The 21,741-nt window shown below is 53.9% G+C and carries 20 protein-coding genes and 2 tRNA genes; 10 read left to right on the forward strand and 12 right to left on the reverse strand.

All coding sequences use genetic code 11. From position 1 onward, the window contains the following. The 3 genes from IGQ15_RS08490 to murC all read right to left on the reverse strand — a co-directional run. The coding region (locus IGQ15_RS08490) for a glycosyltransferase (RefSeq protein WP_297050782.1) at positions 1-1,094 on the reverse strand (1,094 nt) is incomplete at its 3' end. Between the two features lie 5 nt (positions 1,095-1,099). Then, positions 1,100-2,005, reverse strand: a complete 906-nt coding sequence (gene murB / locus IGQ15_RS08495; RefSeq protein ID WP_297050784.1) for a UDP-N-acetylmuramate dehydrogenase — start codon at positions 2,003-2,005, stop codon at positions 1,100-1,102. Next, positions 2,002-3,426, reverse strand: coding sequence for a UDP-N-acetylmuramate--L-alanine ligase (gene murC / locus IGQ15_RS08500; RefSeq protein ID WP_363315828.1), 1,425 nt, complete (start codon positions 3,424-3,426; stop codon positions 2,002-2,004). Before murC ends, murB begins: the two co-directional genes overlap by 4 nt. Positions 3,427-3,774: 348 nt before the next feature. On the opposite strand from murC, the gene IGQ15_RS08505 reads away from it, so the two are divergent. The 5 genes from IGQ15_RS08505 (at position 3,775) to fba (ending at position 8,545) form a co-directional block, all read left to right on the forward strand. After that, positions 3,775-4,869: a Ycf66 family protein gene (locus IGQ15_RS08505; RefSeq protein WP_297050787.1), complete on the forward strand. Its 1,095-nt coding sequence runs from the start codon at positions 3,775-3,777 to the stop codon at positions 4,867-4,869. A 555-nt stretch (positions 4,870-5,424) separates the two neighbouring features. Next, the gene (locus tag IGQ15_RS08510; RefSeq protein ID WP_297050789.1) at positions 5,425-5,628 is read left to right on the forward strand and encodes a DUF2811 domain-containing protein; all 204 of its coding nucleotides are present in this window, start codon (positions 5,425-5,427) and stop codon (positions 5,626-5,628) included. Between the two features lie 24 nt (positions 5,629-5,652). Beyond that, positions 5,653-7,056, forward strand: coding sequence for a protoporphyrinogen oxidase (hemG, locus tag IGQ15_RS08515; protein ID WP_297050793.1), 1,404 nt, complete (start codon positions 5,653-5,655; stop codon positions 7,054-7,056). A gap of 2 nt (positions 7,057-7,058) precedes the next feature. Continuing rightward, entirely contained in the window at positions 7,059-7,304 is a 246-nt protein-coding gene (locus IGQ15_RS08520) for a type II toxin-antitoxin system HicB family antitoxin (protein ID WP_297050795.1), read from the forward strand. A 161-nt stretch (positions 7,305-7,465) separates the two neighbouring features. Next, the gene (gene fba / locus IGQ15_RS08525; RefSeq protein ID WP_297050797.1) at positions 7,466-8,545 is read left to right on the forward strand and encodes a class II fructose-bisphosphate aldolase; all 1,080 of its coding nucleotides are present in this window, start codon (positions 7,466-7,468) and stop codon (positions 8,543-8,545) included. Between the two features lie 112 nt (positions 8,546-8,657). Here fba and IGQ15_RS08530 read toward each other — a convergent pair. After that, a tRNA-Arg gene (locus tag IGQ15_RS08530) sits at positions 8,658-8,731 on the reverse strand. 113 nt (positions 8,732-8,844) lie between these two features. Here IGQ15_RS08530 and IGQ15_RS08535 point away from each other — a divergent pair. After that, a complete protein-coding gene (locus tag IGQ15_RS08535) occupies positions 8,845-10,512 on the forward strand; it encodes a hypothetical protein (RefSeq protein WP_297050799.1) in 1,668 nt (555 codons plus the stop codon). A 24-nt stretch (positions 10,513-10,536) separates the two neighbouring features. Continuing rightward, a tRNA-Leu gene (locus IGQ15_RS08540) sits at positions 10,537-10,618 on the forward strand. A gap of 4 nt (positions 10,619-10,622) precedes the next feature. On the opposite strand, the gene IGQ15_RS08545 is transcribed toward IGQ15_RS08540, so the two are convergent. Further along, positions 10,623-12,062 (reverse strand): TldD/PmbA family protein, encoded by a 1,440-nt coding sequence (locus tag IGQ15_RS08545; RefSeq protein ID WP_297050801.1) that lies wholly within the window; start codon positions 12,060-12,062, stop codon positions 10,623-10,625. A gap of 45 nt (positions 12,063-12,107) precedes the next feature. On the opposite strand from IGQ15_RS08545, the gene IGQ15_RS08550 reads away from it, so the two are divergent. Beyond that, positions 12,108-12,731 carry a TMEM165/GDT1 family protein gene (locus IGQ15_RS08550; protein ID WP_297050803.1) on the forward strand — a complete coding sequence of 208 codons (624 nt, stop codon included), beginning with the start codon at positions 12,108-12,110 and terminating at the stop codon, positions 12,729-12,731. Between the two features lie 49 nt (positions 12,732-12,780). Here the strand turns inward: IGQ15_RS08550 and IGQ15_RS08555 are convergent, their stop codons facing one another. The 5 genes from IGQ15_RS08555 to IGQ15_RS08575 form a co-directional block, all read right to left on the reverse strand. Further along, on the reverse strand, positions 12,781-14,481 hold the full coding sequence (locus IGQ15_RS08555) for a hypothetical protein (RefSeq protein WP_297050806.1): 1,701 nt from the start codon (positions 14,479-14,481) through the stop codon (positions 12,781-12,783). Between the two features lie 111 nt (positions 14,482-14,592). Continuing rightward, positions 14,593-15,642, reverse strand: coding sequence for a SpoIID/LytB domain-containing protein (locus IGQ15_RS08560; RefSeq protein ID WP_297050808.1), 1,050 nt, complete (start codon positions 15,640-15,642; stop codon positions 14,593-14,595). 74 nt (positions 15,643-15,716) lie between these two features. Further along, a complete protein-coding gene (locus IGQ15_RS08565) occupies positions 15,717-16,706 on the reverse strand; it encodes a glycosyltransferase (RefSeq protein ID WP_297050811.1) in 990 nt (329 codons plus the stop codon). A 91-nt stretch (positions 16,707-16,797) separates the two neighbouring features. Beyond that, positions 16,798-17,745 (reverse strand): F0F1 ATP synthase subunit gamma, encoded by a 948-nt coding sequence (locus IGQ15_RS08570; protein ID WP_297050814.1) that lies wholly within the window; start codon positions 17,743-17,745, stop codon positions 16,798-16,800. 62 nt (positions 17,746-17,807) lie between these two features. Next, a complete protein-coding gene (locus tag IGQ15_RS08575) occupies positions 17,808-18,875 on the reverse strand; it encodes a hypothetical protein (protein WP_297050816.1) in 1,068 nt (355 codons plus the stop codon). A 103-nt stretch (positions 18,876-18,978) separates the two neighbouring features. On the opposite strand from IGQ15_RS08575, the gene IGQ15_RS08580 reads away from it, so the two are divergent. Further along, positions 18,979-20,229, forward strand: a complete 1,251-nt coding sequence (locus IGQ15_RS08580) for an APC family permease (protein ID WP_297050818.1) — start codon at positions 18,979-18,981, stop codon at positions 20,227-20,229. Here IGQ15_RS08580 and IGQ15_RS08585 read toward each other — a convergent pair. Next, positions 20,199-20,783, reverse strand: a complete 585-nt coding sequence (locus IGQ15_RS08585; protein ID WP_297050820.1) for a GerMN domain-containing protein — start codon at positions 20,781-20,783, stop codon at positions 20,199-20,201. The two genes, IGQ15_RS08580 and IGQ15_RS08585, sit on opposite strands and share 31 nt — an antisense overlap. Before the next feature lie 143 nt (positions 20,784-20,926). Between IGQ15_RS08585 and IGQ15_RS08590 the strand changes: the two genes are divergently transcribed. Next, positions 20,927-21,172, forward strand: coding sequence for a DUF6439 family protein (locus tag IGQ15_RS08590; protein ID WP_297050822.1), 246 nt, complete (start codon positions 20,927-20,929; stop codon positions 21,170-21,172). Here IGQ15_RS08590 and IGQ15_RS08595 read toward each other — a convergent pair. Beyond that, positions 21,169-21,660, reverse strand: a complete 492-nt coding sequence (locus tag IGQ15_RS08595; protein ID WP_297050825.1) for a metal-binding protein — start codon at positions 21,658-21,660, stop codon at positions 21,169-21,171. The genes IGQ15_RS08590 and IGQ15_RS08595 overlap by 4 nt on opposite strands. Between the last annotated feature and the right edge of the window lie 81 nt (positions 21,661-21,741).

The following is a 21,741-nucleotide window of genomic DNA, read 5'->3' on the forward strand; positions in this document are numbered from 1 at the left end:
GACCTCTCCTCGCTGGGTGAGAGAAGTCCCATTGCCTGCAGTTCTTGGGTGAGGCGCTGGGCTTCCGCGGGATTTTGATCGCGCAATAGGTTAATGGCTTGACGCAGCTTGTCAAGAGCCGCACTGACGTTTCCTAAGCGCAGTAGGAGTGCCCCCTGATTTTGATAGGCCAAGGCACAGGTGGGATCCAATGCTTGCAGGCGATCGTAGGTGGCCAAGGCATCACCCCAGCGTTTTAATTGCTTTTGGGCTTCTGCTAGCCGCAGATAGGTGGCAAGATGCATCACTGTAGGGGTGGGCGTTCGTAGGGCCATTTCATAGGCCGCAATTGCCGCTGGCCACTCACCGCGCTCGGCATAGAGATTCCCCTGCTGATAGTAAAGTTCATGGGCGATCGCCGGCGGGAGTGTCTTAGCCTTTAAGCCCTGTTCTAAACACTGCTGAGCCGACTCCAAGTCACCTTTGGCCAGATAGACACCGGCTAATTTACTCCACAGGTAGACATCCTCAGGGTGCTGCTCAAGGTGGCGGCGCATGATCCGCTCGGCTCGTTCCTGTTTCTGTTGTCGCTGGGCACCAAGATAGCCGCTATGGACAATGGCGACACCGTTGACGTGACCAATTTGCCAATGGGGTTCCCGCTGTTGCAGGGCCAGCACGCTGTCATCAATCGTTTCGTGGTAGGGACGCTGAAAAACGAGGTCGGGATGGCGACGAAAGAGGCGCGACACATAGGTATAGGGGGGCACTACACCCAATTCCTGCCGTAGCAGTGTCACCACGAGCAACTGGGGGTGTTGGCAAATGTCAGGCAGTACAGCCGCAAAGGCGGGAGTTAGGGTTTCATCGGCATCCAGAACCAGCACCCACTCCGTCGCGACATATTGCAGGGCAATGTTGCGAGCTGCTGCAAAATCCTCTTGCCAAGGGACTTCATAGACCCGTGCCCCCCAATCGCGGGCGATCGCCACCGTTGCATCCTGTGACCCTGTATCCACAATCACCGCCTCATCCACAACACCAGCCACACTGGCAAGGCATTGGGGCAAGCGTGCCGCCTCATCCCGCACAATCATGCAGAGGGTGATGGCCATAGGCGCTAGGCAAAGTCACCAATCAGCTTGACTTCTGGGTGCAGCCACACCGACCAGCGATCGGCCACAGTGGTTTGCACATGGCGGATCAAATGATAGACCTCCATGGCCGTTGCGCCACCACAGTTGAGGATAAAATTGGCGTGTTTCTGAGAAACTTGGGCACGTCCAATCTGGTAGCCCTTCAAGCCCGTTTGCTCAATTAACCAACCCGCCGTTCGCTCTTGGGGATTGCGGAAGACACTGCCACAGTTGGGGAAATCGTAGGGCTGCGTCCGCAGGCGATCGCTCAGGTGTTTTTGGGTCGCTGCCTTGACTTGCGCTGGATCATGGCCAGGTTCCAACTGCCATGTGGCTTGCAATACCAAGCGCGGCGTATCCTGAAGATTCGAGGTGCGGTAGGCATAACCCAACTCCTGGGCCGATACCACTGCCAAGGTGCCATCGGGTTCTAGAATCACTGCTGACACCAACCGCTCCGCTGCACAGCCGCCATGGGCACCCGCATTCATCACCACTGCCCCTCCTACGGTGCCGGGGATGCCAACCATCCACTCCAGACCGCGCCAGCCCAGTTTTGCGGCACAGTGAGCCAACCTAGGTAAGGGATACCCCGCACCCACCGTCAGTTGTCCAGTCTCTAGATCACGTTTGAGATAGCGCAGATGCTTAGTCGAGATCACAAGACCGGCCACACCGCGATCGCTCACCAGCAGATTAGACCCTGCCCCCAAAACCGTAATCGGCAGTGCCTCTTCCTGTGCCCAAGTATAGGCCGCTTGCAATTCAGTAATCGTACGCGGTTCCACAAACCATTCGGCAGAGCCACCCACATTCAAGGTGGTAAACTCGGCAAGGGAGATGTGGCGTTGCAGAGGGCACTGGGTTTGGGGCACGCAGGCCAAGCTCATAGGGCGATCGCCTCAGTAAGGGAAGAGACACTTAATTGTTCTTGATCCGCCATCACAGACGGAATGAGTTGATTGAGGTTGCCAGCCCCAAGGAAGATAACCAAATCTCCCGGCTGCAGCAGATGCGCCAAGCGAGTTTGTACCGCTTCAAGGGTGGGGCAATAATCCACTGCAGCATGATACTGACGGGCACAGGTGGCCACATCGGCACCACTAATTGTGCCGGGATCGGGTTCGCCCGCACTATAAATATCCGTCAAGATCACGTGATCCGCTGCGGTAAAGCACTGGCCAAAGGCCTCGAGAAAGGTTTGGGTGCGGCTATAGCGATGGGGTTGAAACACGGCTACGACCCGTTGCCAAGGGGCTTGCGTACCCACTTGCAGGCGGGCTGCCTCTAGGGTTGCAGTAATTTCGCTGGGGTGGTGGGCATAGTCATCAATAAAGCGAATCCCATTCACCTGTCCCCGTTCTTCAAAGCGGCGGCGGGCACCGCGAAACTCCAAAAGGGCAGCAGCAATGGTGGCAAAGTCAATGCCAAGATAACGTCCCACGGCAATCACCGCCAAGGCATTTTGCAGGTTGTGGGCGCCCAAGACATTCAATTGCAAAATTCCAAGGGAGGTGCCCCGCTCCCAAACCCGTGCCGTGGTGCCCTCAGAGGTGTATTGAATATGATCCACACAGTAGTCCACCGCTGCTTGCCGCTGAAGGCTATAGGTCAACAGGCGCGGATGATGCAGGCGATCGCGAATATTTGGACAATCGGCACAGCCAATAACAATGTCTGCCTGATCGGCAAACTGCTGAAATGTGGCCACCACCTCTTCAAGGGAATTGTAGTGATCCGGGTGGTCGAGTTCGATATTTGTAATCACCCCAATATGGGGATGGAATTTGCGCAGGGAGCCATCGGACTCATCGGCTTCAGCAACAAGGTAAGAACCTTGACCCACACGGGCATTGCCCTGCCACGCCGCCACTTCACCCCCGACAATAATCGTTGGATCCAGTCCGGCTTGCAACAGCAAATAGGCAATCATGCTGCTGGTGGTTGTCTTACCGTGGGTACCGGCAACGGCAATACTTTGGCTACGGTGCATCAGTGCCGCCAGCACATCGGAACGGTGAAAAATAGGACAGCCTAACCGTTGAGCCGCTTGATATTCGGGGTTATCGCTGCGAATAGCGGTGGAGCAGATGACTTGAGGCAGAGGGGCAAAGGGATACGTTTCAAGGTTGGCAGCACTCTGGCCAATAAAGATCTGCACGCCTAACTCAGCCAGTTGCGCGGTCAAGCGGTTGGGGCGCAAATCGGACCCAGACACCCTAAAGCCCTGCTTGGCGAGAATGTAGGCAAGGGCTGACATACCAATACCACCGATGCCAATGAAGTGGAATGGACGCTCACTAAACTCCATCACTGGCTGATTTGCCACAAACAACTCCTTTGCTCCACCAAAAAGAAATACTCTGAATCAATAATTAATATCAATAGATGAGTATTAATAGGCATAAATCCTTAGGCTCATCATAGCAGGTCACCCTCAATCCTCATGGGCTAATACTGGCAGATCCAAGGCAAATATGTCACCCTGAGCCAAAATTTTTTTTGCAAACAGTTTATTCAGCCTATGGCGCCCTCTTCCTTCGGGATCAGCGGTTCGACAAAGAATAAACTCTAGTAGAGACAAATTCAGTGCGGTGTAAGGTAGAAGGTTGATACCGCCTTGTCGGTGTGTGTGCCGTTATCTTGCTGAGGACTGGGAATGCTGACGAACTTGCTGGCTTGGAGTATGGCGATCGCCAGTTTAAGCCTGTATCTGTTGGGGTTCTTCCTGCCGGAACTGTACCGTAGGTTTGATCTGGTGGCCAGTGGCGCGGGATTATTCTTTGCCCTAACTCTGTGGATCTATGGCGATCGCATTGGCGGTGGATTGCTCCTAGGAACAGCAGCCGCAGTGGCCTTAATTCTCTGGCTGGGTTGGCAGACCCTTAGCTATCGCTGGCAACTCACCTATCCGGGCGATCGCACCGACACCCAAAAAGCCCAAGCCCTCTGGCAAAAAGTCCAGTCTCTACTGCCCGAAGGCACCTTTGCGAAAATCGGTGAGCAACTGCAAGGCCTCATCAGTGGCTTGCGCGATCGCCTCCAGAAACAGCCGGATCGCCCCCAGCTTCCCGTGGATACCCCGCCACCGCCGATGGATACTGGTGACATCAAAGAAGATCTGTGGACAGGGGAGACAGAGACTCCCAGTACCGTTGCCAAACAACCCACCCCAGCCACTGAGGAAGCTGCCGCAGTCCCAGAAGAATCTGCTGAACCTGAACCAACGCCAGTTGCAACAGCCAGCCCCACCGCAGAGACTCCTACAGGCGCACTGGCTGATCTGCCGTCCGAAGGGGTTGCCGAAATGACTGCCCCAGAAGCGCCTAGGGTTGAAACGCCGCCGCCGCCCCCTGCGAGCACCCCAGAGGAGTCAGAACCAGCAACGGTTGCCGCTTCAGAAGAACCACCCCCTCCTGAGACAACAGTTGATGCTCCCGAGCCCACAGTGACCGCCGAAGCACCAGAAGAGGACGCATCTCCTGAAACAGCAGTTGAGACTCTAGAACCCACGGCAACCCCTGAAGCAGTGGTTGAACCCCCTCCAACCTCTGAATCTGCTCCCGATGCTGAACGGCCAGAAACGCTGCCTCCAGCTCCAGAATCGCGCACCTCTGCTGCCGATCTCCTAGGGGATATTCCCGAAAGTAGTGATGTTGACGATGAGGCAACGCCAGAGGGAACAACCATCGAAAATCCAGAACATACTCCCCCTGAGGACGATGACTGGCCGCCCCGTGAAGCCCGTCTGTGACATCTCACTCCATCGGGTGCAGGGCAGGACTTATCGCTCCCCGAATCCCGCAAAAGTTAATAAAGTCATGAATCCCTGACTTTTGCTGCTTTTATTTTCTCTGAAGCGAACCTTAATAGAACCTTAATTTTCCCCTAACTTTCCCCAAAAATTCCCCAATTTTCCCAACGTTTTCCACAGATTGGGGCAAAGTTTTCCACAGGTCTTTACGGTGTGATCGGATTTCAAGACATTTCTGGGGATAACTGCCTCTGGTCCCTTGGGGAAAACGCAAGGAGCGCCAAAAGTCTGGAAACGCTGATTCTGTCGTGGATTGCGATCGCCAAGATGGGTGAAAACAAGGATTGACAGACCCTAGAACAACCCAGACAATGGAGTTCCACGGATAGAGATTCACTTGCTCTGAAACCTTGTGGATGTAGGGCTAAATCCCGCTCTGAGTCAGAGGTTTGGGGATTTGGTCAGGACTTTTATGTGAAGTTTTCCACAGGTTTACCCAGGGCGAGCTGATGGTGCCTGCAATTTTGTCTTGGTTTTATTGAGGTAACTCACGGTATGAACGCTCAAGCCACGATTAGTATTCTTGCCGAGATTCCAGAGGAGCTACACGAGACCCTGAAATACTACCTCGAGCGGCATCCCGATTGGGATCAAGATCGTGTCTTTGTGGCCGCATTGTCGCTCTTTTTGCTGCAAAATGGAGAATGCGATCGCCGCACGGCACGGGTCTATCTCGACTCGTTGTTCAAGCGAGCCTAGACACTTTGGAGGGTAGCAAAACGGGTGAATGAGGTAGATGTCGCAATTGTGGGTGGTGGCCTCAGTGGCCTGAGTCTGGCTTGGCGGTTGCAGCAAAGTGCCCCCCAGTACAGTGGGGTTCTTTTCGAAGCCAGCGATCGCCTTGGGGGGAATATTACGACACAAACAGCGGAGGGCTTTGTCTGGGAACTGGGTCCCAATAGCTTTGCACCGACCCCTGCCTTGTTACAACTCATTGCTGAGGTGGGCTTGCAGTCGGAACTCATTCGGGGCGATCGCCACCTGCCCCGCTACATCTACTGGCGGGGACAACTCTACCCCCTAGAACCCACCCGTCCCCTTGCCTTAGCCACCTCAAATCTCCTCAGTCCTTGGGGAAAAGTGCGGGCGGCCCTTGGTGCTTTAGGGTTTGTGCCCCCCTATCTGGGCAGTGGCGATGAATCAGTCAATTCATTTTTCCGTCGCCATTTGGGGCAGGAGGTGGCTGAACGGCTGGTGGCGCCCTTTGTCTCTGGGGTTTATGCGGGTGATCCGCAACAACTGAGTGCCGCTGCTGCTTTTCGCCGTATTGCTCACCTAGAAAAACTCGGGGGTGGCCTCATTGCTGGTGCCCTGCGCCTGCGGCGTCAACAAGCCCCTAAACCGAAGCCGCCTACGGGGGTGCAGATGCGACCGGGGGAACTTGGCTCCTTTAAGGAAGGCTTGGCTGCGCTACCTCGGGCGATCGCTCAACAATTGAAGGCACCGATTCACCTGCAAACCGCGGTTCAAGAAATCACCCCAGAACCCAAGGGTGGCTATCTGCTGCGCAGTGGTGAGCAAACGTGGCACGCTCGCAGTGTGGTCTTGGCAACGCCCGCCTATCAAAGCGCAGAGTTGGTAGCGCCTTTTCAGCCAGCGATCGCCCGTGTTTTGGCCACTATCCCCTATCCCACCGTGGCCTGTGTGGTCTTGGCTTACCCTGCTGGACTGGGACGCAGTGTCCGCTGCGGCTTTGGGGTACTGATTCCTCGCGGTCAGGGCATCCGCACCCTTGGCACCATTTGGTCGTCCTGTCTCTTTCCCCAACGCACTCCCGCCGGTTGGCAAGTCTTTACGAGTTTTATTGGCGGTGCCACGGATCCTGATTTGGGGAGCCTGAGCGAAGAAGCCATTATCCAGCAGGTGCAGCAGGACTTGGCCCGACTCCTTGATTTACCCGCAGCTAAGGCACGCTTACTCGGTATGAAGGTTTGGCGACGGGCAATTCCCCAATACATGGTGGGCTACCCTGAGCAGTGGCAGCAGGTGACCCATGCCCTTCGTCAAACTCCCGGCCTTTTTCTGTGTAGTAACTATGCTGAGGGTGTCGCCTTGGGCGATCGCGTCGAACATGGCAATCGAACCGCTGCTGCTGTTGCTGCCTACCTGTCAGGAGGCCACCCCTAGGGATGTCGCTGTCGGACTATATGAATGCGGCCCTTGAGCGGGCTATCTATCACTTCAATGCAGAGGATGGACTGATCTACGGTGAAATTCCAGACCTTGAGGGGGTCAAGACCCATGGCAACACAGTGCTGGAATGCCGCGAGCATCTCTCCGAACTTTTGGAGGACTGGATCTATTTCCATGTCTCGCGGGGCATCCCTGTACCCGTGATTAACGGCATTGAAGTACCCGTACGCGAGATTTTTTGAACCTTATCCTCATTTTGTGTACCCCTTATCTATAAAAAGGGACTGTATTCTCAATAGGCCAGCGATCGCTCCCCTGTAACATAAACGAGCAAACATAGCCTAAGATTATCGGTAAGGTTAACGAAGCGATACATCCGCTCTACTAAGGAGGACATCAGCCTATGGCACTCGTACCCATGCGCTTGCTGCTAGATCACGCAGCCGAAAATGGTTACGGCATTCCCGCCTTCAACGTCAACAACATGGAACAAATCCAAGCCATCATGCAGGCGGCCCACGAAACCGACAGTCCCGTGATTTTGCAAGCATCGCGGGGTGCCCGTAAATATGCTGGGGAAAACTTCCTGCGTCACCTGATTTTGGCTGCGGTGGAAACCTACCCCCACATCCCCATTGTCATGCACCAAGACCATGGTAACGAGCCTGCCACCTGCTACTCCGCCATTCGCAACGGCTTTACCAGTGTGATGATGGATGGCTCCCTCGAAGCCGACGCCAAAACTCCCGCTAGCTATGAGTACAACGTCGCTGTCACCAGTGAAGTGGTAAAAGTCGCGCACTCCATTGGTGTTTCTGTGGAAGGCGAGCTGGGCTGCCTTGGTTCCTTGGAAACCGGTAAAGGGGAAGCCGAAGATGGCCACGGGTTTGAAGGTGCCCTCGATCACTCGATGCTCCTCACCGATCCCGATCAAGCCGTGGACTTTGTGGAGCGCACCCAAGTGGATGCCCTTGCAGTGGCCATTGGGACCAGCCACGGTGCCTACAAATTTAGCCGCAAGCCCACCGGTGAAATCCTCGCCATCAGCCGCGTGGAAGAAATCCACCGCCGTTTACCCAACACCCACTTGGTGATGCACGGTTCTAGCTCCGTGCCCCAAGACTTGATTGACATCATTAACCAGTACGGGGGTACAATTCCTGAAACCTACGGCGTGCCTGTGGAAGAAATCCAAAAAGGTATCAAGAGCGGCGTCCGTAAAGTGAACATTGACACCGACAACCGCCTAGCCATTACCGCTGCGGTGCGCGAAGCCCTTGCCTTGGCACCCAAGGAATTTGACCCCCGTCACTTCCTCAAGCCGTCCATTAAATACATGCAAAAAGTCTGTGCCGATCGCTATCAGCAATTTGGCACCGCCGGCAACGCCAGCAAAATCAAGCAACTCAGCCTCGATGACTATGCCGCCAAATACGCCAAAGGTGAACTGAGACAAGTGACTCAGAAAACCGTGGTGGTCTAGGCAGTCTGCGATCGCTGAGAAACCATAAAAATTCAGTAAAGGGTGGCGACGACCACCCTTTTTCCTTTGAATCAATGAATCAACAGAGGAACACTCTTATCAATTGATTTAACGGGCTTGGAGGGACTCGAACCCCCGACCTGCTGATCCGTAGTCAGCCGCTCTAATCCACTAAGCTACAAGCCCAAGTCAGGAACACTATCTTAGCATGAATTCCCAGAGATCTCAAAGGGGGAACAAAAAATTTGGGCGCCGGTGTGCCATAGTCGGGAGCGAAGGCCGTTGACCCAAATGGATAGATGCTGAAGAAACTCCACCGCTGGTTCCTGACCACTCCCCATCTGCCGCGATCGCTGGTGGCTTTTGGTCTGAGTCTGGCTGCCCTTGCCCTCTTGGATAGCAGTGCTAACCTTGTCCTGACTCATCTGAAAGCGACTGCCCCAAGGCTCTTTGCTGGGTTGGTTGCCGGTACCTTTGACACTGACTTTGCCCCAGAGGTGTGGCTCTCGGTGATTGGCCTCACCCTCGGCACCTTAATCATTGTGATTTCCATTGCGGCGCAAAATATTCCCAAAATTACTGAACTGTACATGCAGGACTGGACAAGCCTGATCTATGTCTGGTGTCTGGTTTTGGGCGGTGCCCATATCTTCTACATCAAGATTTTGCAGGACTTGGGCAGGCCTGCCGTTGGCAGCATCCTGTTGAATTTATACGGCCTTTTGCCCTTGGCGATTTTGACGGCACTGCCCTACATCTTCTACATCCTCAAGTCCATCCAACCAGAAAGTGTGGCTCAGCAAATTTACCGCCGCCAGTATCACTACATGAGTCAACTGGGCATCGTTCTCAAGGATGGCGTGTCCTATCAACCGCAGTTTTTGCGCCGCAGTCAGGCTCACCTGATCGCGGGATTGAACCAATTGGATGATTTGCTGGCCTATGTGGCGTTTCGGGGAGCGCAGGCCGAGATTATTGGTGCAGTCAGTGAACTGCTTCAGCACTACATCAGTTGCAAGCCGAACTACCCAGCCTATTTCTTTCGCCTCAGTGGTGCGGTAATGGGGGATATCGCCTTCAAGACGATGTTCGATCAATTTAGCCAGATTGAAGAGAACCATACCTTCTATGAGCAGAAGTGTTTTCGGCTCCTCGGGAATGCCTATGTGCGCTTTTTGGAGGAGGAGCAGTTTCCTTTGGCGTCGCTGTGTGCCTCTGAGATGTGTGCGATCGCCCACCGCATTCTCAGTATGGGGGATGACATTTTGCTGGACTTAATTATTATTCGCTTCAATACAATGATGCGCTTTGCCATTAAACACGGCAGTCGTCATAATGAGGCACGCAATCTCTATAACTTGGCCTTTCACTATCGGCGGTTTATCGAGAGTCTGGTGCATTACCAGCGACCCCAGCTCACCCAAACGTGTGTGAATTATCTACGTGCCTACGGGAATGAAGTCTATGAGTTGGCACAGAATAGTCCTGCCCTTTACTTTATTGTTGATGTTTTTGCTGCTGAGCTAAAGAAGGTCTTGATCCTCGTGAACGAGCAGCAGTGGGAGCAGCGACTGCAACTAGAACTCTTGGAGGAAATGCTTCGCCTAGATAATCCGCCGGAACTGCGTCAACCCCAAAATGGCGATCGCCCCTATGGCAAAAGTACAGGCGTGCGCCTACTGCAAATGGGACTCGCCCTCTTTTACTTGGCACGGCAACAACCCCAGTTTGCCCAGCGGATTGTTGAGGATATGGTGGAGGATGCAGCGGTTCTGGGCTTGGCGGGGTTTAAGCGTCTCTTTCAGCAAAATTGCGATCGCCTGCGCCATGCTCAGCCCAAGTTTTGGGAGGACACCGATCGCGGCAATGCCAATTTGTACTACTCAGAACACACCGAGCAACTGCCTGCCCTACAGACCCTTGTGGAGCGCGCTTGTCACGCTCTGGAGATGGCTCAGTCGTCCTAAAGCATGGTACAATAATAAGTCTGAGGGCGAGTGGCGAAATGGTAGACGCACTACACTCAAAATGTAGCGGGGTTTCCCCATGTCAGTTCGAGTCTGACCTCGCCCATTGACTAACCACCACCAAAGACTTGGATATTGGCAAAGGCACATACTGGCGAAGCGTGTCCCACACGAATGGCTTGGTTCGGTTCTCCCTTGCCACAAAACGGTGTGCCAAAGATGCCAAAGGTGGAGGCATCTCCGACAGCAATCAAGCTCTGCCAAAATTCGGGGGTTGTGCCGCGATAGTTGGGATTGCGCAGTGTGCGGGTCAGGCGGCCATTTTCAATGAGCTTGGCATATTCGCAGCCAAACTGAAATTTGAGACGATAGTCGTCAATTGACCAAGAGCGATTGGATTCCATGTACACCCCTGACTCGATATTGCCGATAATCTGATCAAACGATTGTGTGCCCGGCTCGATATTCAGATTGGCCATACGGTCAATGGGGGGACGATTCCAAGAACAGGCACGGGCATTGGCAACACCGGCAACCCCGGCTCGCTGCTGACTTTCAAGGCTGCCCAGACCCCGCAGCAGGCATCCTTCCTTGATGAGATAGGTGCGTTCAGCCGGCACCCCCAAGTCATCAAAGGCGTAGCTGGCCAGCTCACCGGGAACCGTCGGATCAAACGTGACATTCAAGAGGGGGGAGCCATACTGCCGCTGCCCAAAGTCCTCAAGGCGAATAAAGCTGCTGCCGGCATAGTTGCGCTCATCTCCCAAAATACGGTCTAGCTCTAGGGGGTGGCCGATGCTCTCATGGATTTGCAGCATCATTTGATCGGGAGCAAGTACCAGCGTCGTCGTTGTTTCTGGACACTCTTGGGCACTGAGGAGTTCAACGGCCTGCTCGCCAATGTGGTGGGCGCGATCGCTCAATTGATCAGTCGTCAGCCATTCTAGACCCCCTTGATAACAGCGGGCTAACCAACCGTGATCTGTCCGTTGCTGCACTACCCCTGCCCCCTGAGCGGTGGCACTCATGTCGGTGAGCACTTGATAAAACTGCTGTTCAATTTGACTGCCATCACTGGTGAACCACTGGCTAGTAGTCTCTACGGTTTGCACAAAGGCACGGGTTTGCACAATCTCGTCACTCACCTTGAGGCTATGGCAAATGTCCTTGAGGAGGTGACTCAACTCAGCGGCTGAGAGGTGATCAAAGGGTTGCTGTTGGGGCGATCGGTAATGTCCTTTGCCCTTGCCCCGTGCCGCTGGCGTAAAGTTAAAGACTCGCCAATGGGCAGCGGCTTTCGCCTGTTGATAGGCCTGCTGAATCGCCCGATGGATAGCACTGGGTTGCAAATCTGGGGTTGCTGTATAGGCAAATTGACCATTGACGAGCACCTCAACCATGACACCCCGCTGGTGCGATCGCTGGTTCATTTCAGGATGTCCATCCCGAGCACTGCGAGTCGTGACAATCTCCTCAACATAACGCAGCCCTAGCCAATCGAGGGGTAAATCAATCTGATTCAAGATGGCAGTAAAGTTGGGTGCAGTCATGGCAGCGTGCTACCTTAAGGGGTGGTCAAGTTAGAATCCTTTCCTATGCTAACGGCTTTTACTGCGGGGCTGACCCTCATCACGATTTCTGAGCTGGGAGACAAGACCTTCTTTATTGCTATGATTTTGGCGACCCGTCACAGCAAGCGGTGGGTCTTCCTAGGGTCATGGGCGGCTCTAATTGTGATGACACTGCTTTCAGTGGCCGTGGGTAAGGTCTTTCAACTTTTACCGCGAGAATTCACCTTCTATGCGGCGATTTTGCTCTTCACCATTTTTGGCCTAAAGATGCTGATTCAAAGCTGGCAGATGGAGGATACCCCCTGTGAGGATGAGTGTGAAGCGGCAGTGGAAACCGTTGAAAAGGCAGAAGCCAATCTCAGCCGTTGGGGCAGTAATCCTGCTTGGGCGACTTTTTTGGAGGCCTTTAGTCTCACTTTCATTGCTGAATGGGGCGATCGCACCCAAATTGCTACGATTACCCTTGCTGCCACTAACCATGCTTTGGGCGTTGCCCTCGGTGCCATGATGGGCCATGGAAGCTGTGTGGCGATCGCGGTGCTAGGCGGTGGCCTGATGGCTGGACGGATTTCGGAGCGGATACTGACCCTGAGTGGGGGAGCCTTATTTTTAATCTTTGCAATTGTAACTGCATTAGGGGGAGTTTGATTCATCAGTCCCTATTCCTAACTATTGGGACCATTGAGTCCAGAATTGATTAGGGGAGACACTGAGAGGCTGCAAATTTGCCCACTGTGGTGCGAATAAAGTCTTCTAGGGAACGTATGCCAGCCTGATCTTCAAACACCTTAGGGAGGTTCTGTTGCACCTTCTGGCGGATATACTGGCGATATTCAGGATTTTGCCCCAGTTCGGCAGCCCTTTGAATGTAGGCTGGGATATTTGGGGCAATCAGTTCAGGCATCTGTAATAGGGTCAGAATTCCCGCTGTATGTCGTCCGCGCATAAACCGCCCCGGTGTTGTTACAATTGGCAATTGAGCATAGTAGAGCGCCTCCAGGGTAGAATTACCCCCTGACCACTCAATACTATCCAAGAAAACATCTAAGCAGTGGAGCAGAGATGTAAAGCCATAGAAGTTCAAGGGTCGTGAGAAGAAACAGTAGTCCTGATAGTCTAAATTTTTTTTAGCAAAGGATTGCTCTAGCCGCGCTTCAAACCGCCGGCGGGTGTTCTTGCTCATCATAGTGGTGAGAAAGACAAATTGACAATTGGGAACCAATGCCGCAATTTCGGGATAGATAGTGTCAAATTGGGGCAGATACTTAAAAACACTCTGAAGGCAGCCGTAGATAACAGCGTCCTTCTTCAGCCCAAACTCCTCACGGGTGATAGGAGGCCGCGGATCCTGTGGCAGCGGCGAGAAGAAAATACCCAGATTTTTTAATTGCACTAATTTTTCAGTGTAGTGATTCTGGCCGTCGGTAGGCTCCATTAACTCACTACTTAGAAAGTAGTCTATTGTGGGTAGCCCCGACGTATCTGGGTGTCCCCAACTCATACACTGAATAGGGGCCAACCGCAACGCCGCCAACATTAAAACCGTGAAACTCATGCCAATTTCTGGAAAAAGGATTAGGTGGAGGCGATCAGAGCGGATCTGCTTTAGCCACCAATCAGGGGGATGATTCCCCTGAACAAATTTGTAGGCGTAGGTTTTAGCGATCTCTGTGCAAGAATTATTTCGATCAGAAACGGAGTAAACGTACAACTCAAACTCCTCTTTATTGAGGTGTTTCAGCAAGCCATGGAGCATGAGCTTCCAGACCGTGTGTTCCCAAAAGTGCTCACTGAGAATGCCAATCCGTAGGGGCTGGTGGGGGGCCACTGGCGGCAGCGGAGGACGCTCCTTGCCCTCCGGAAAGACGCTGGTTAGGACTTCGTGGAGGATGGTTCCATAGCACTGCTGGAGATTGCGCGTTTCTTTGCCCAAATAGGGCAGTAGGAAAGTGTTCGTTGTGCACAACCAAGAGTAAAGGGATTTTTTCTTTTCTGTAGAAAAGGTCTGAAAGTCGCTGTAGAAGTCTAGAAGGTCGGCTTTGAAGCGCTGATAGCATTCCTCTACCTCGGCTGGATCGCGGTAGCTGTAAAGAAGGTGGCGCGTTATGGAGAGATAGCGAATTCCTAATTCCCAATCTGTCCTCAGGCTAACTGCTCGGCGGTAAGCCTCCTCAGCTACTTCAGGCCTACTATCGTAGCCACTCAGTAGTCCCAATAACTGCCATGAAGTTTCGAGGGTGGGATTGAGGGCAAGGGCATGATGCACGGCAGCAATAGCGGCCTGCTTGTCTTTCTCTTCGTTTTTCTTTAGAGCCAGTTTTTGCCACCCTGTAGCAAAGGCCACATTACTTTTCTTGGCGGCAGCCTCCTGAAAGAAGAGCTCTAGCTCAGTAGCCATTCTTAGAATCCAGCTCTCCCATTTAGTATAGCCAGTACAGCTAGGGGGAATATCCTATCCTGAGGTCACTAACAATAGCCACATCTACATCAGTTGGCTCACTGCTTCGTCTTAATTTAGACGAATTTGTGATAGACCTGCCCCTGGGTAGTAGGTGCCTAAAATTTGCAGGTGGTTGTAGCCACGCTTGCCCAGTTCATAGGCACCCGTCTGACTCATTCCCCGCCCGCCAAAGACATCCCGCACAATGTCGTCGGTTGCCGCATACATCGAAACCATCACTCGTCCACTTTTGGTGAGGACAATGCCCCGTGTGGCTTGCACTGCCGCTTGCGTGGTGTTCCACTCGGTTTCAATTCCACGATACACCTGCCAACGCTCATCGTTCCCCAGATCAAAAAAGCGGCTAGCGGGTTGAAACATTTGGGCAAGGGCATAGGAACGGGCGGCAATTGCCTGTGCTTTTAAGGTTTCCATTGGCCAGTGGGGATAGACTTCTGAACCGACAACACTCACTAAGTAGTGTTCTAGATCTACTTGGTTGACAGCTGTAACTGTATTTCCCTGAGCAATGAGGCGGACAGCACCACGATACCATTTCTCACCCACAAATATAAGTTGATTGCTGGAGCGAATCCAGAGGGAGGGAGCAAGGGGTTGGCCATTCCAGAGCAACACTCCCCCACGGGCTGTGACCACAGCGCCTTGAAAAGGAGCAAGCTGCGTCATCACTTGCTGTTGATCATTGGTAACGGCGGTGGCTACGGCGGTGCCAACGGTCAGTTGACTTTGATCGCGGGCGATCGCCACCCGCACTTGAGGGGCAGGGCCTTGGCTCGGAGGCACGGGTTGCAAGGCAGGAGGGGGCACTGTGGGCAACATTGCCTTGGCGGGGGTAGAGGTAGCCGCTGGTGGTTGGGGGGCTTGATTGGGGACAGTTGCTAGTAGGGGATCGCGGCCATCCAAAATCGGCCGGGGCAGAGGTCGTTCAAGTTTAACTGGGTCAGGTAAAGGCATTGGTTCTGAGAGAGCCATCGGTGTCGGGGATAGACTCCGCAAAAACCAGAACCCTAGGCCTGCACTAGCGATCGTGGCCATCGTAAAGGAAATGAGCAACGGTGAGTGTCCTCGCTTTGTCCCCTGGAACAGAACCCAGCCCATTCAGGTGTCATCTCCACTAGCACCTTGCCTATTGTATAGGGGAGTACGGAATTGACCATGCAACATTTGCTGATTTAGAGCAGCGAAGAAGCTGCTACCTGCTGTAGCCATTGCTCCACCGTATTCCCATAAACAGCTAAGCTGTACTCCTGTTCCGCCTGCTGCCGACAGGCCGCCCGATCAATTTGATCAATCTTGCCAATGGCGGCAATTAAGGCCTCGACCGAATCTGGGGTAATGAGAAACCCTGTTTGACCATCACAGACAATTTCACTCGGCCCACCGCGATCGTAGGCAATGACGGGAACGCCACAGGCGAGGCTCTCAATGACCACATTGCCAAAGGCTTCAACCCAGCGGGAGGTGAGCAGGAGGGCGCGACACCGCCGCAAGCGTGCCTGCATTTCCCGGGTGGGGAAAAATCCCAAATATTCAATGGGGGCATCGGGGTAGTCGGCTTGGATGCGCTGCCAATAGTCCATATCTTGCAGTTGCCCCATGATTTTCAAAGGGGTGCGGGTGACATTGACGGCGGCGACAGCATCTTCGAGTCCCTTTTCGGGAGCAATGCGCCCCAGCCAGCACAGAGCATCCTCTGGTTCTGCACAAAAGTCGTAGAGGGAAAGATCAAGACCACTGCCCAAGCACACACAGCGATCGCCAAAGGGGAAGGTAGCGGCTTGGGTGCGGGTATAGACACTAATGGTTCCCGGATAGTCATCAATCACACGGGCGATCGCCTGATCCATGACATCGGAGACCGAGGCCATACTCACCAGGTGCCCCACAGGACGACTGAGAAAAGGCGTCAGGTAAAAGGGGAGCCAGTCGTAGGCAAAGTTGACAATGACATCAAATTCCTGTTGAAGCTGCCGCACCCGTGCCCACATATTCGCTAACACACTATTGGGCGGCAGCATAATCGGTTGATCGCGGGTTTGATGCTGTGCTGGCACTTGCAGGGCACCCGCTACTTGTTCAATGGTTGCCGCCACCGGCAAGTGGGAACCCTCGGGGGCAAGGATGTGAATGGTGTGCTGGCGATCGCCCAAGGCTTGAGCCATATTGAGGATCGTTAATTCAACACCGCCCCCTTTTCCTGTCCCCAGAGGGCCAACCGAAGTGGAAACAAAAAGCAGCTTCAGAGGTCAACTCCTAGCGCAGAGCTTCAGCACCCGCCACCACTTCAAGAATCTCTTGGGTAATGGCAGCTTGACGCGCTTTGTTGTAGGAGAGGGTGAGGGTCCCAATCAGCGCTTGAGCATTATCGCTCGCGTTATTCATTGCCGTCATCCGCGCTGCCAATTCCGAGGCGGCGGCCTCTTGTAGTGCCCGTAGCAACTGGTTATTCAAGTACAGGGGCAGCAGGGCATCGAGAATTTGCACCGGATCCTGCTCAAAAATCATGTCAGGGGGTAGAGCGGGCAATGTCGAGGTCACTTTCTCGCGGTTGACTTCCAAATGGGAGCCACGGGTTGTCAGGCGGAAAATTTCATCATCGGCGGTTTCTAGCCCCTGGGGATCGAGGGGGAGCAGGGTTTGGACAACGGGCTTTGAACTAATGAGGGAGACAAACTTGGTGTAGATGAGTTCCACCCGATCCACCGTTTCCGAAAGAAAGAGGGAGAGGAGTTCACTGGCAATTTGACCCGCTTCACTGGCGGAGGGGATTTGCTCTAGGCCAGAATACACGGCATCAATGGGATAATCACGGCGCTGGAAGTATTGGGCTGCCTTGCGACCAACAATCACCAGAATATATTTGACGCCCTCGGCTTCGAGTTCTCGGGTACGCTCCTTGGCACGGCGAATAACGTTGGTATTGTAACCGCCGCACAGCCCGCGATCGCCGGTCACCACTAGCAGCGCCACCGTCTTCACAGGACGCTTCGCCAACAACGGTAAATCAACATCCTGAAAGCGTAGCCGAGTTTGCAAGCTGTACAGAACCTGCGCCAAGCGATCGGCAAAGGGACGACTCGCCATCACTTGTTCTTGGGCACGGCGAACTTTTGCTGCCGCCACGAGGCGCATCGCTTCAGTAATCTTGCGGGTATCTTTAATCGTTTTAATGCGATCGCGAATAGCTTTGAGATTGGGCACGGTAATCTAAACTCCTAAGCAAAGCGTCCCTGCCCTAAGATTTTAGCCCAGAGGGGGATCGCCTAAGCAGTCTTTTCACGAGAGGTTGACCCACCCCTGCCAACCAGCGTTGTGATCACAGGAACTGCCAAAGCGGCGACAGGGGGAATCATGCGGCCAATGGGCTGCGGGAGATTTAAGCTGACGCTCAAGGCAGAAACCATAGTTGCGGCAATGCCACTGATCCAAAGCACAGTGTCACGCCGCCGTTGTTGTCGCTTCAGTTGGTGATTTTCTTGGGCTGCGAGGGGCAGTTCCGTAGGGGAAGATGGGTTGCGGAGAGCTTCTAAATCTTTCTGAAGGGCATGCAGTTCATTTTGGGTTTGGGCAAGTTCTTCTTGCAGGTGATCGCGCTCCCTTTCCACTTGGGTGAGTTGCCGCGTTATTTCCGCTAGTCGTTGGGCGAGGCCGGCATCTGGAGGATTAGTGAGGAGGGCGGTATCCTCTAAAGGAGCCGGTGGTGAAGCAGCCAACACCGTCTCAAGTTGTTGTTCGAGAGCAGCTTTTTCGGTTTGTAGTGAGGCCAGTTGATCTTGAAGTTCTTCAATTTGTGAGACTTGGGATTGCAGGGTTGCCACTTGACTTTGCAGTTCCTGAATCTGGGAGGCTTGCAGTTGCAGCGTTGCCAGTTGCTGCTGAAGTTCGTCTTGCTGAATGAGAGCCTGTGCCAGTTCCTGTTCAAGATTTTGCCGCAGGCCGCTCAAGGTGGCATTTTCTTCGCGGAGGCGGGCAATTTCGGCTCCAAGGGGGGCTGCTTCTACCGCTGGCGTTGCTGCTTGCGTCTCTAATTCTTTCATCTTGGCCAAGAGGGCTTCATGCTGCTGCTGAAGGCGGGCAAGGTCTTGGCTCAGTTGATCTCGCTGCTGCTGAACGTTGTTCAGTTCTGCAGTGAGCTGGCTAATTTGCTCCTGAAGGGCTTGGTTTTGGGCGATCGCCCGCTGTTCTGCGGTAAGGGTGAGCGACTCCAATTCAGCCGTCAGGGAATTGAGATCAATATCCTGTGCGGGAGGCTCGTCCAACTCACCCAAATCACTGATGATGTTTTCTAGGAGATCGTCGGGTTGGTTGCTAGGGGGTTCTGGACTGGCCATAATCCTAATACCTGCGCAAGTGCTAAGAATTGCTCCAATTATAGCGATCGCCGTCCCTATCCTCTAGGCTAGGAGGCGTTCTTCAATTCTTGAACTAACCTGCATGCTCAAACGCGAACTAGGGCTGTGGGGCGCCATTTTAACGGGTCTAGGCTCAATGATTGGTACGGGGCTATTTGTCAGTTTAGGCATTGCCACGGACCTCGCCGGCCCTTGGGTGTTGATAGCTCTGATCTTAGCAGCAGCGATCGCGCTGTGTAATGGTCTCAGTAGTGCCCAATTGGCCGCCTCCCATCCTGTGAGTGGGGGTACCTACGAATATGGGTATCGCTATCTTTCTCCCCCTTTCGGCTTTACAGCAGGGTGGATGTTTTTACTGGCCAAATCGGCTTCGGCAGCCACTGCCGCCCTTGGCTCTGTGGCTTATCTCTTCCAATGGCTTGGCCTAGAGGACAACAGCGGGCGCTGGCAAGTCATGGCTGCTCTGGGGCTACTGGCGGTCTTGACCTGTGTGGTACTTTTGGGGATCCGGCGATCGGCGCAAGTGAATCTGGGGATTCTCCTTGTCACGTTTACCAGTTTGTTGCTCTTTGTGGGCGTTGGCCACGTCCAACAGCAGGGAGGGTCACTTTGGTCGGCAGCATCGCAACCGCTGTCACTCAAGAATCTTCTCCAAGCAACGGCACTGCTCTTTGTCGCCTATGCAGGCTATGCCCGTATTGCTGTGCTGGCGGAGGAGGTCAAGACCCCCCGACGAACGATTCCCCGCGCCATTGTGATCACCATTGCCATTGTTCTGCTGCTGTACCTGAGTGTCACTTTCGTTGTCCTCGGCAGTCATGATTCAGCGAACCGCACAACTACTGCCTCCCTAGAGGTTGTGGCCAGTACCTTTGGCGTGCCTTGGCTACGCCCTTTCATTGCTTTGGGGGCGATCGCTGCCATGGTGGGGATTTTGCTCAATCTGTTGCTCGGCCTCTCCCGTGTGGTGTTGGCAATGGCGCGACGGCGAGATTTACCAGCAATTTTGGCTCAGATTCCAGCCCAAGGAAAACAACCTGTCGCTGCCATTCTTGCTGTCAGTGGAGGGATTGCCCTATTGATCCTCATTGGTAATGTAAAAACTACGTGGTCTTTTAGTGCGTTTAGCGTGCTGATTTACTACGCCATTACCAACCTTGCCACACTGCAACTGGAGGAGCCACAATTTCCCCGCTGGCTTGCGGTTACGGGTTTAATTGGCTGTCTAGGGCTGGCCTTTTGGGTCGAGGTCCAAGTGTGGCTATCGGGGTGTGGTCTCATTCTTCTTGGACTTGCTTGGCACTACTGGGTGCGAAGGGCAAAGGCCGCTTGAAAGTCTTGCCGGGTCATCGGTTGCGTCACTTCTAGCCCCTCACCCCCTAAAACGCGCAGGGGTTCACCACCAATGGAAATCCAAACTGGCGCATTGGGATCATTCGCTGTTGCTGTGTACAGTACCTGTCCTAGGCGTGCTTGCATGGAAGCACTTCCCCCACCTTTTGTAAACTCTGGGGAGAGATCCACATGGATGCCATCGGCTTTGACTTCTACACGATTGACACGGGTATTTTCCGGAATGCTGGTGGTGACATCTTGATTGGCGGGACCCGCCAAAAGCCGCTCCAGACGAGATTGAATAAAGAGTTCTGGCCGTGTTGCTGGGGTATTAATCTGTACCGTAGAGGGCACTAAAACGAGGCTATCCCCTTGATTTTTAACCCAAAAAATTTGAGTTTCCTGCTGCTGGGCAACTTCCGCTGGATTAGGAACCGGATCTCCCTGCCGGGGGGGATTCAAGGTTAGCCATGCCGCTGTACCAGCCGAGGCAAGGCCAATAACCGCCAGCACAATCAAAGCGGGGCGGGAGCGGGTGACTTTTGCTACCATCACGATCTCTCCTTGGCGGGATGCACCTGCCATTACCTTTGACGCTATGATTCAAGGGTAAAGTTCCAGTTTCTGTGGCCTTAGGGGCAGTTGCCCACTGCTTAAACTAGAGGATAGTTCCCCCTTTTGATAAAGTTTAAGTCATGGTGCAAACGACTCCCCGTGCAGAAGAACTGGCCACTGCCCTCCTTGATGCGGTTAGGATTGCTCCCCAAGATTGGCATCGCCTCAAGGGAAATCGCCGTGCTCGCGCCCTCGAACAAGCGGCTGCCGCTCTGATCTATCTCCTCAAGGACAATGATGCTGAGGCACTGGCGCATCTCCAACAGGCAGTGGGTTGGCTCGATCGCTCTATTAGTGCGCCGCCTTGCCCTACGCATCATCATTAGCGGTGCCAGCGTTGCCACTGGGAAACCACCAGATCGCTTGTGACATGGAGCAGTGCCGATAGCTCTAGGCCAAGGGCGATCGCAACTCCCCAGCGCCAGTCGATTCCCTGCCAACGATGTAGCCATTCCTGCACAAGGGAAAGGTGGCCTGTGCATGCGGCGACCCCGGCCACAAGACCCAGTCCTAACCCCAACCAAAAGCTTAGATAGAGCAACCGAATCAGCGTGCCCACCACTGGGCCATGGGTCCAAAATGAGCGATGGTGAAAAGCTTTTTGGTAGAGCAGCCATATTCCCCGCAGCCAGCCCCAACGGTAGTAGGGCAAGGAGGGGGTATCGAGGTCTGGACTGAGGAGAAAGCCGCCAATACCAAAACTAGTGCTGGCAATCGCCCCCCATATCCAGTCACGGGTGAGGGCACTGGCGGTGAAGCCCACAAGGGGCATGCCGATCCAAGTTAGGCGATCGTGGGTACGGCCACTGGGCATTGACGATTCCGCAGATATTTCCTAGGGCAAAGCTACGGAAAAACAGGCTGGATCATGCAATCGGAGAACTCATTGGCGCCA

Source organism: Thermosynechococcus sp. M98_K2018_005 (genome assembly GCF_015295825.1).
In the GTDB taxonomy this organism is placed as follows: domain Bacteria; phylum Cyanobacteriota; class Cyanobacteriia; order Thermosynechococcales; family Thermosynechococcaceae; genus Thermosynechococcus.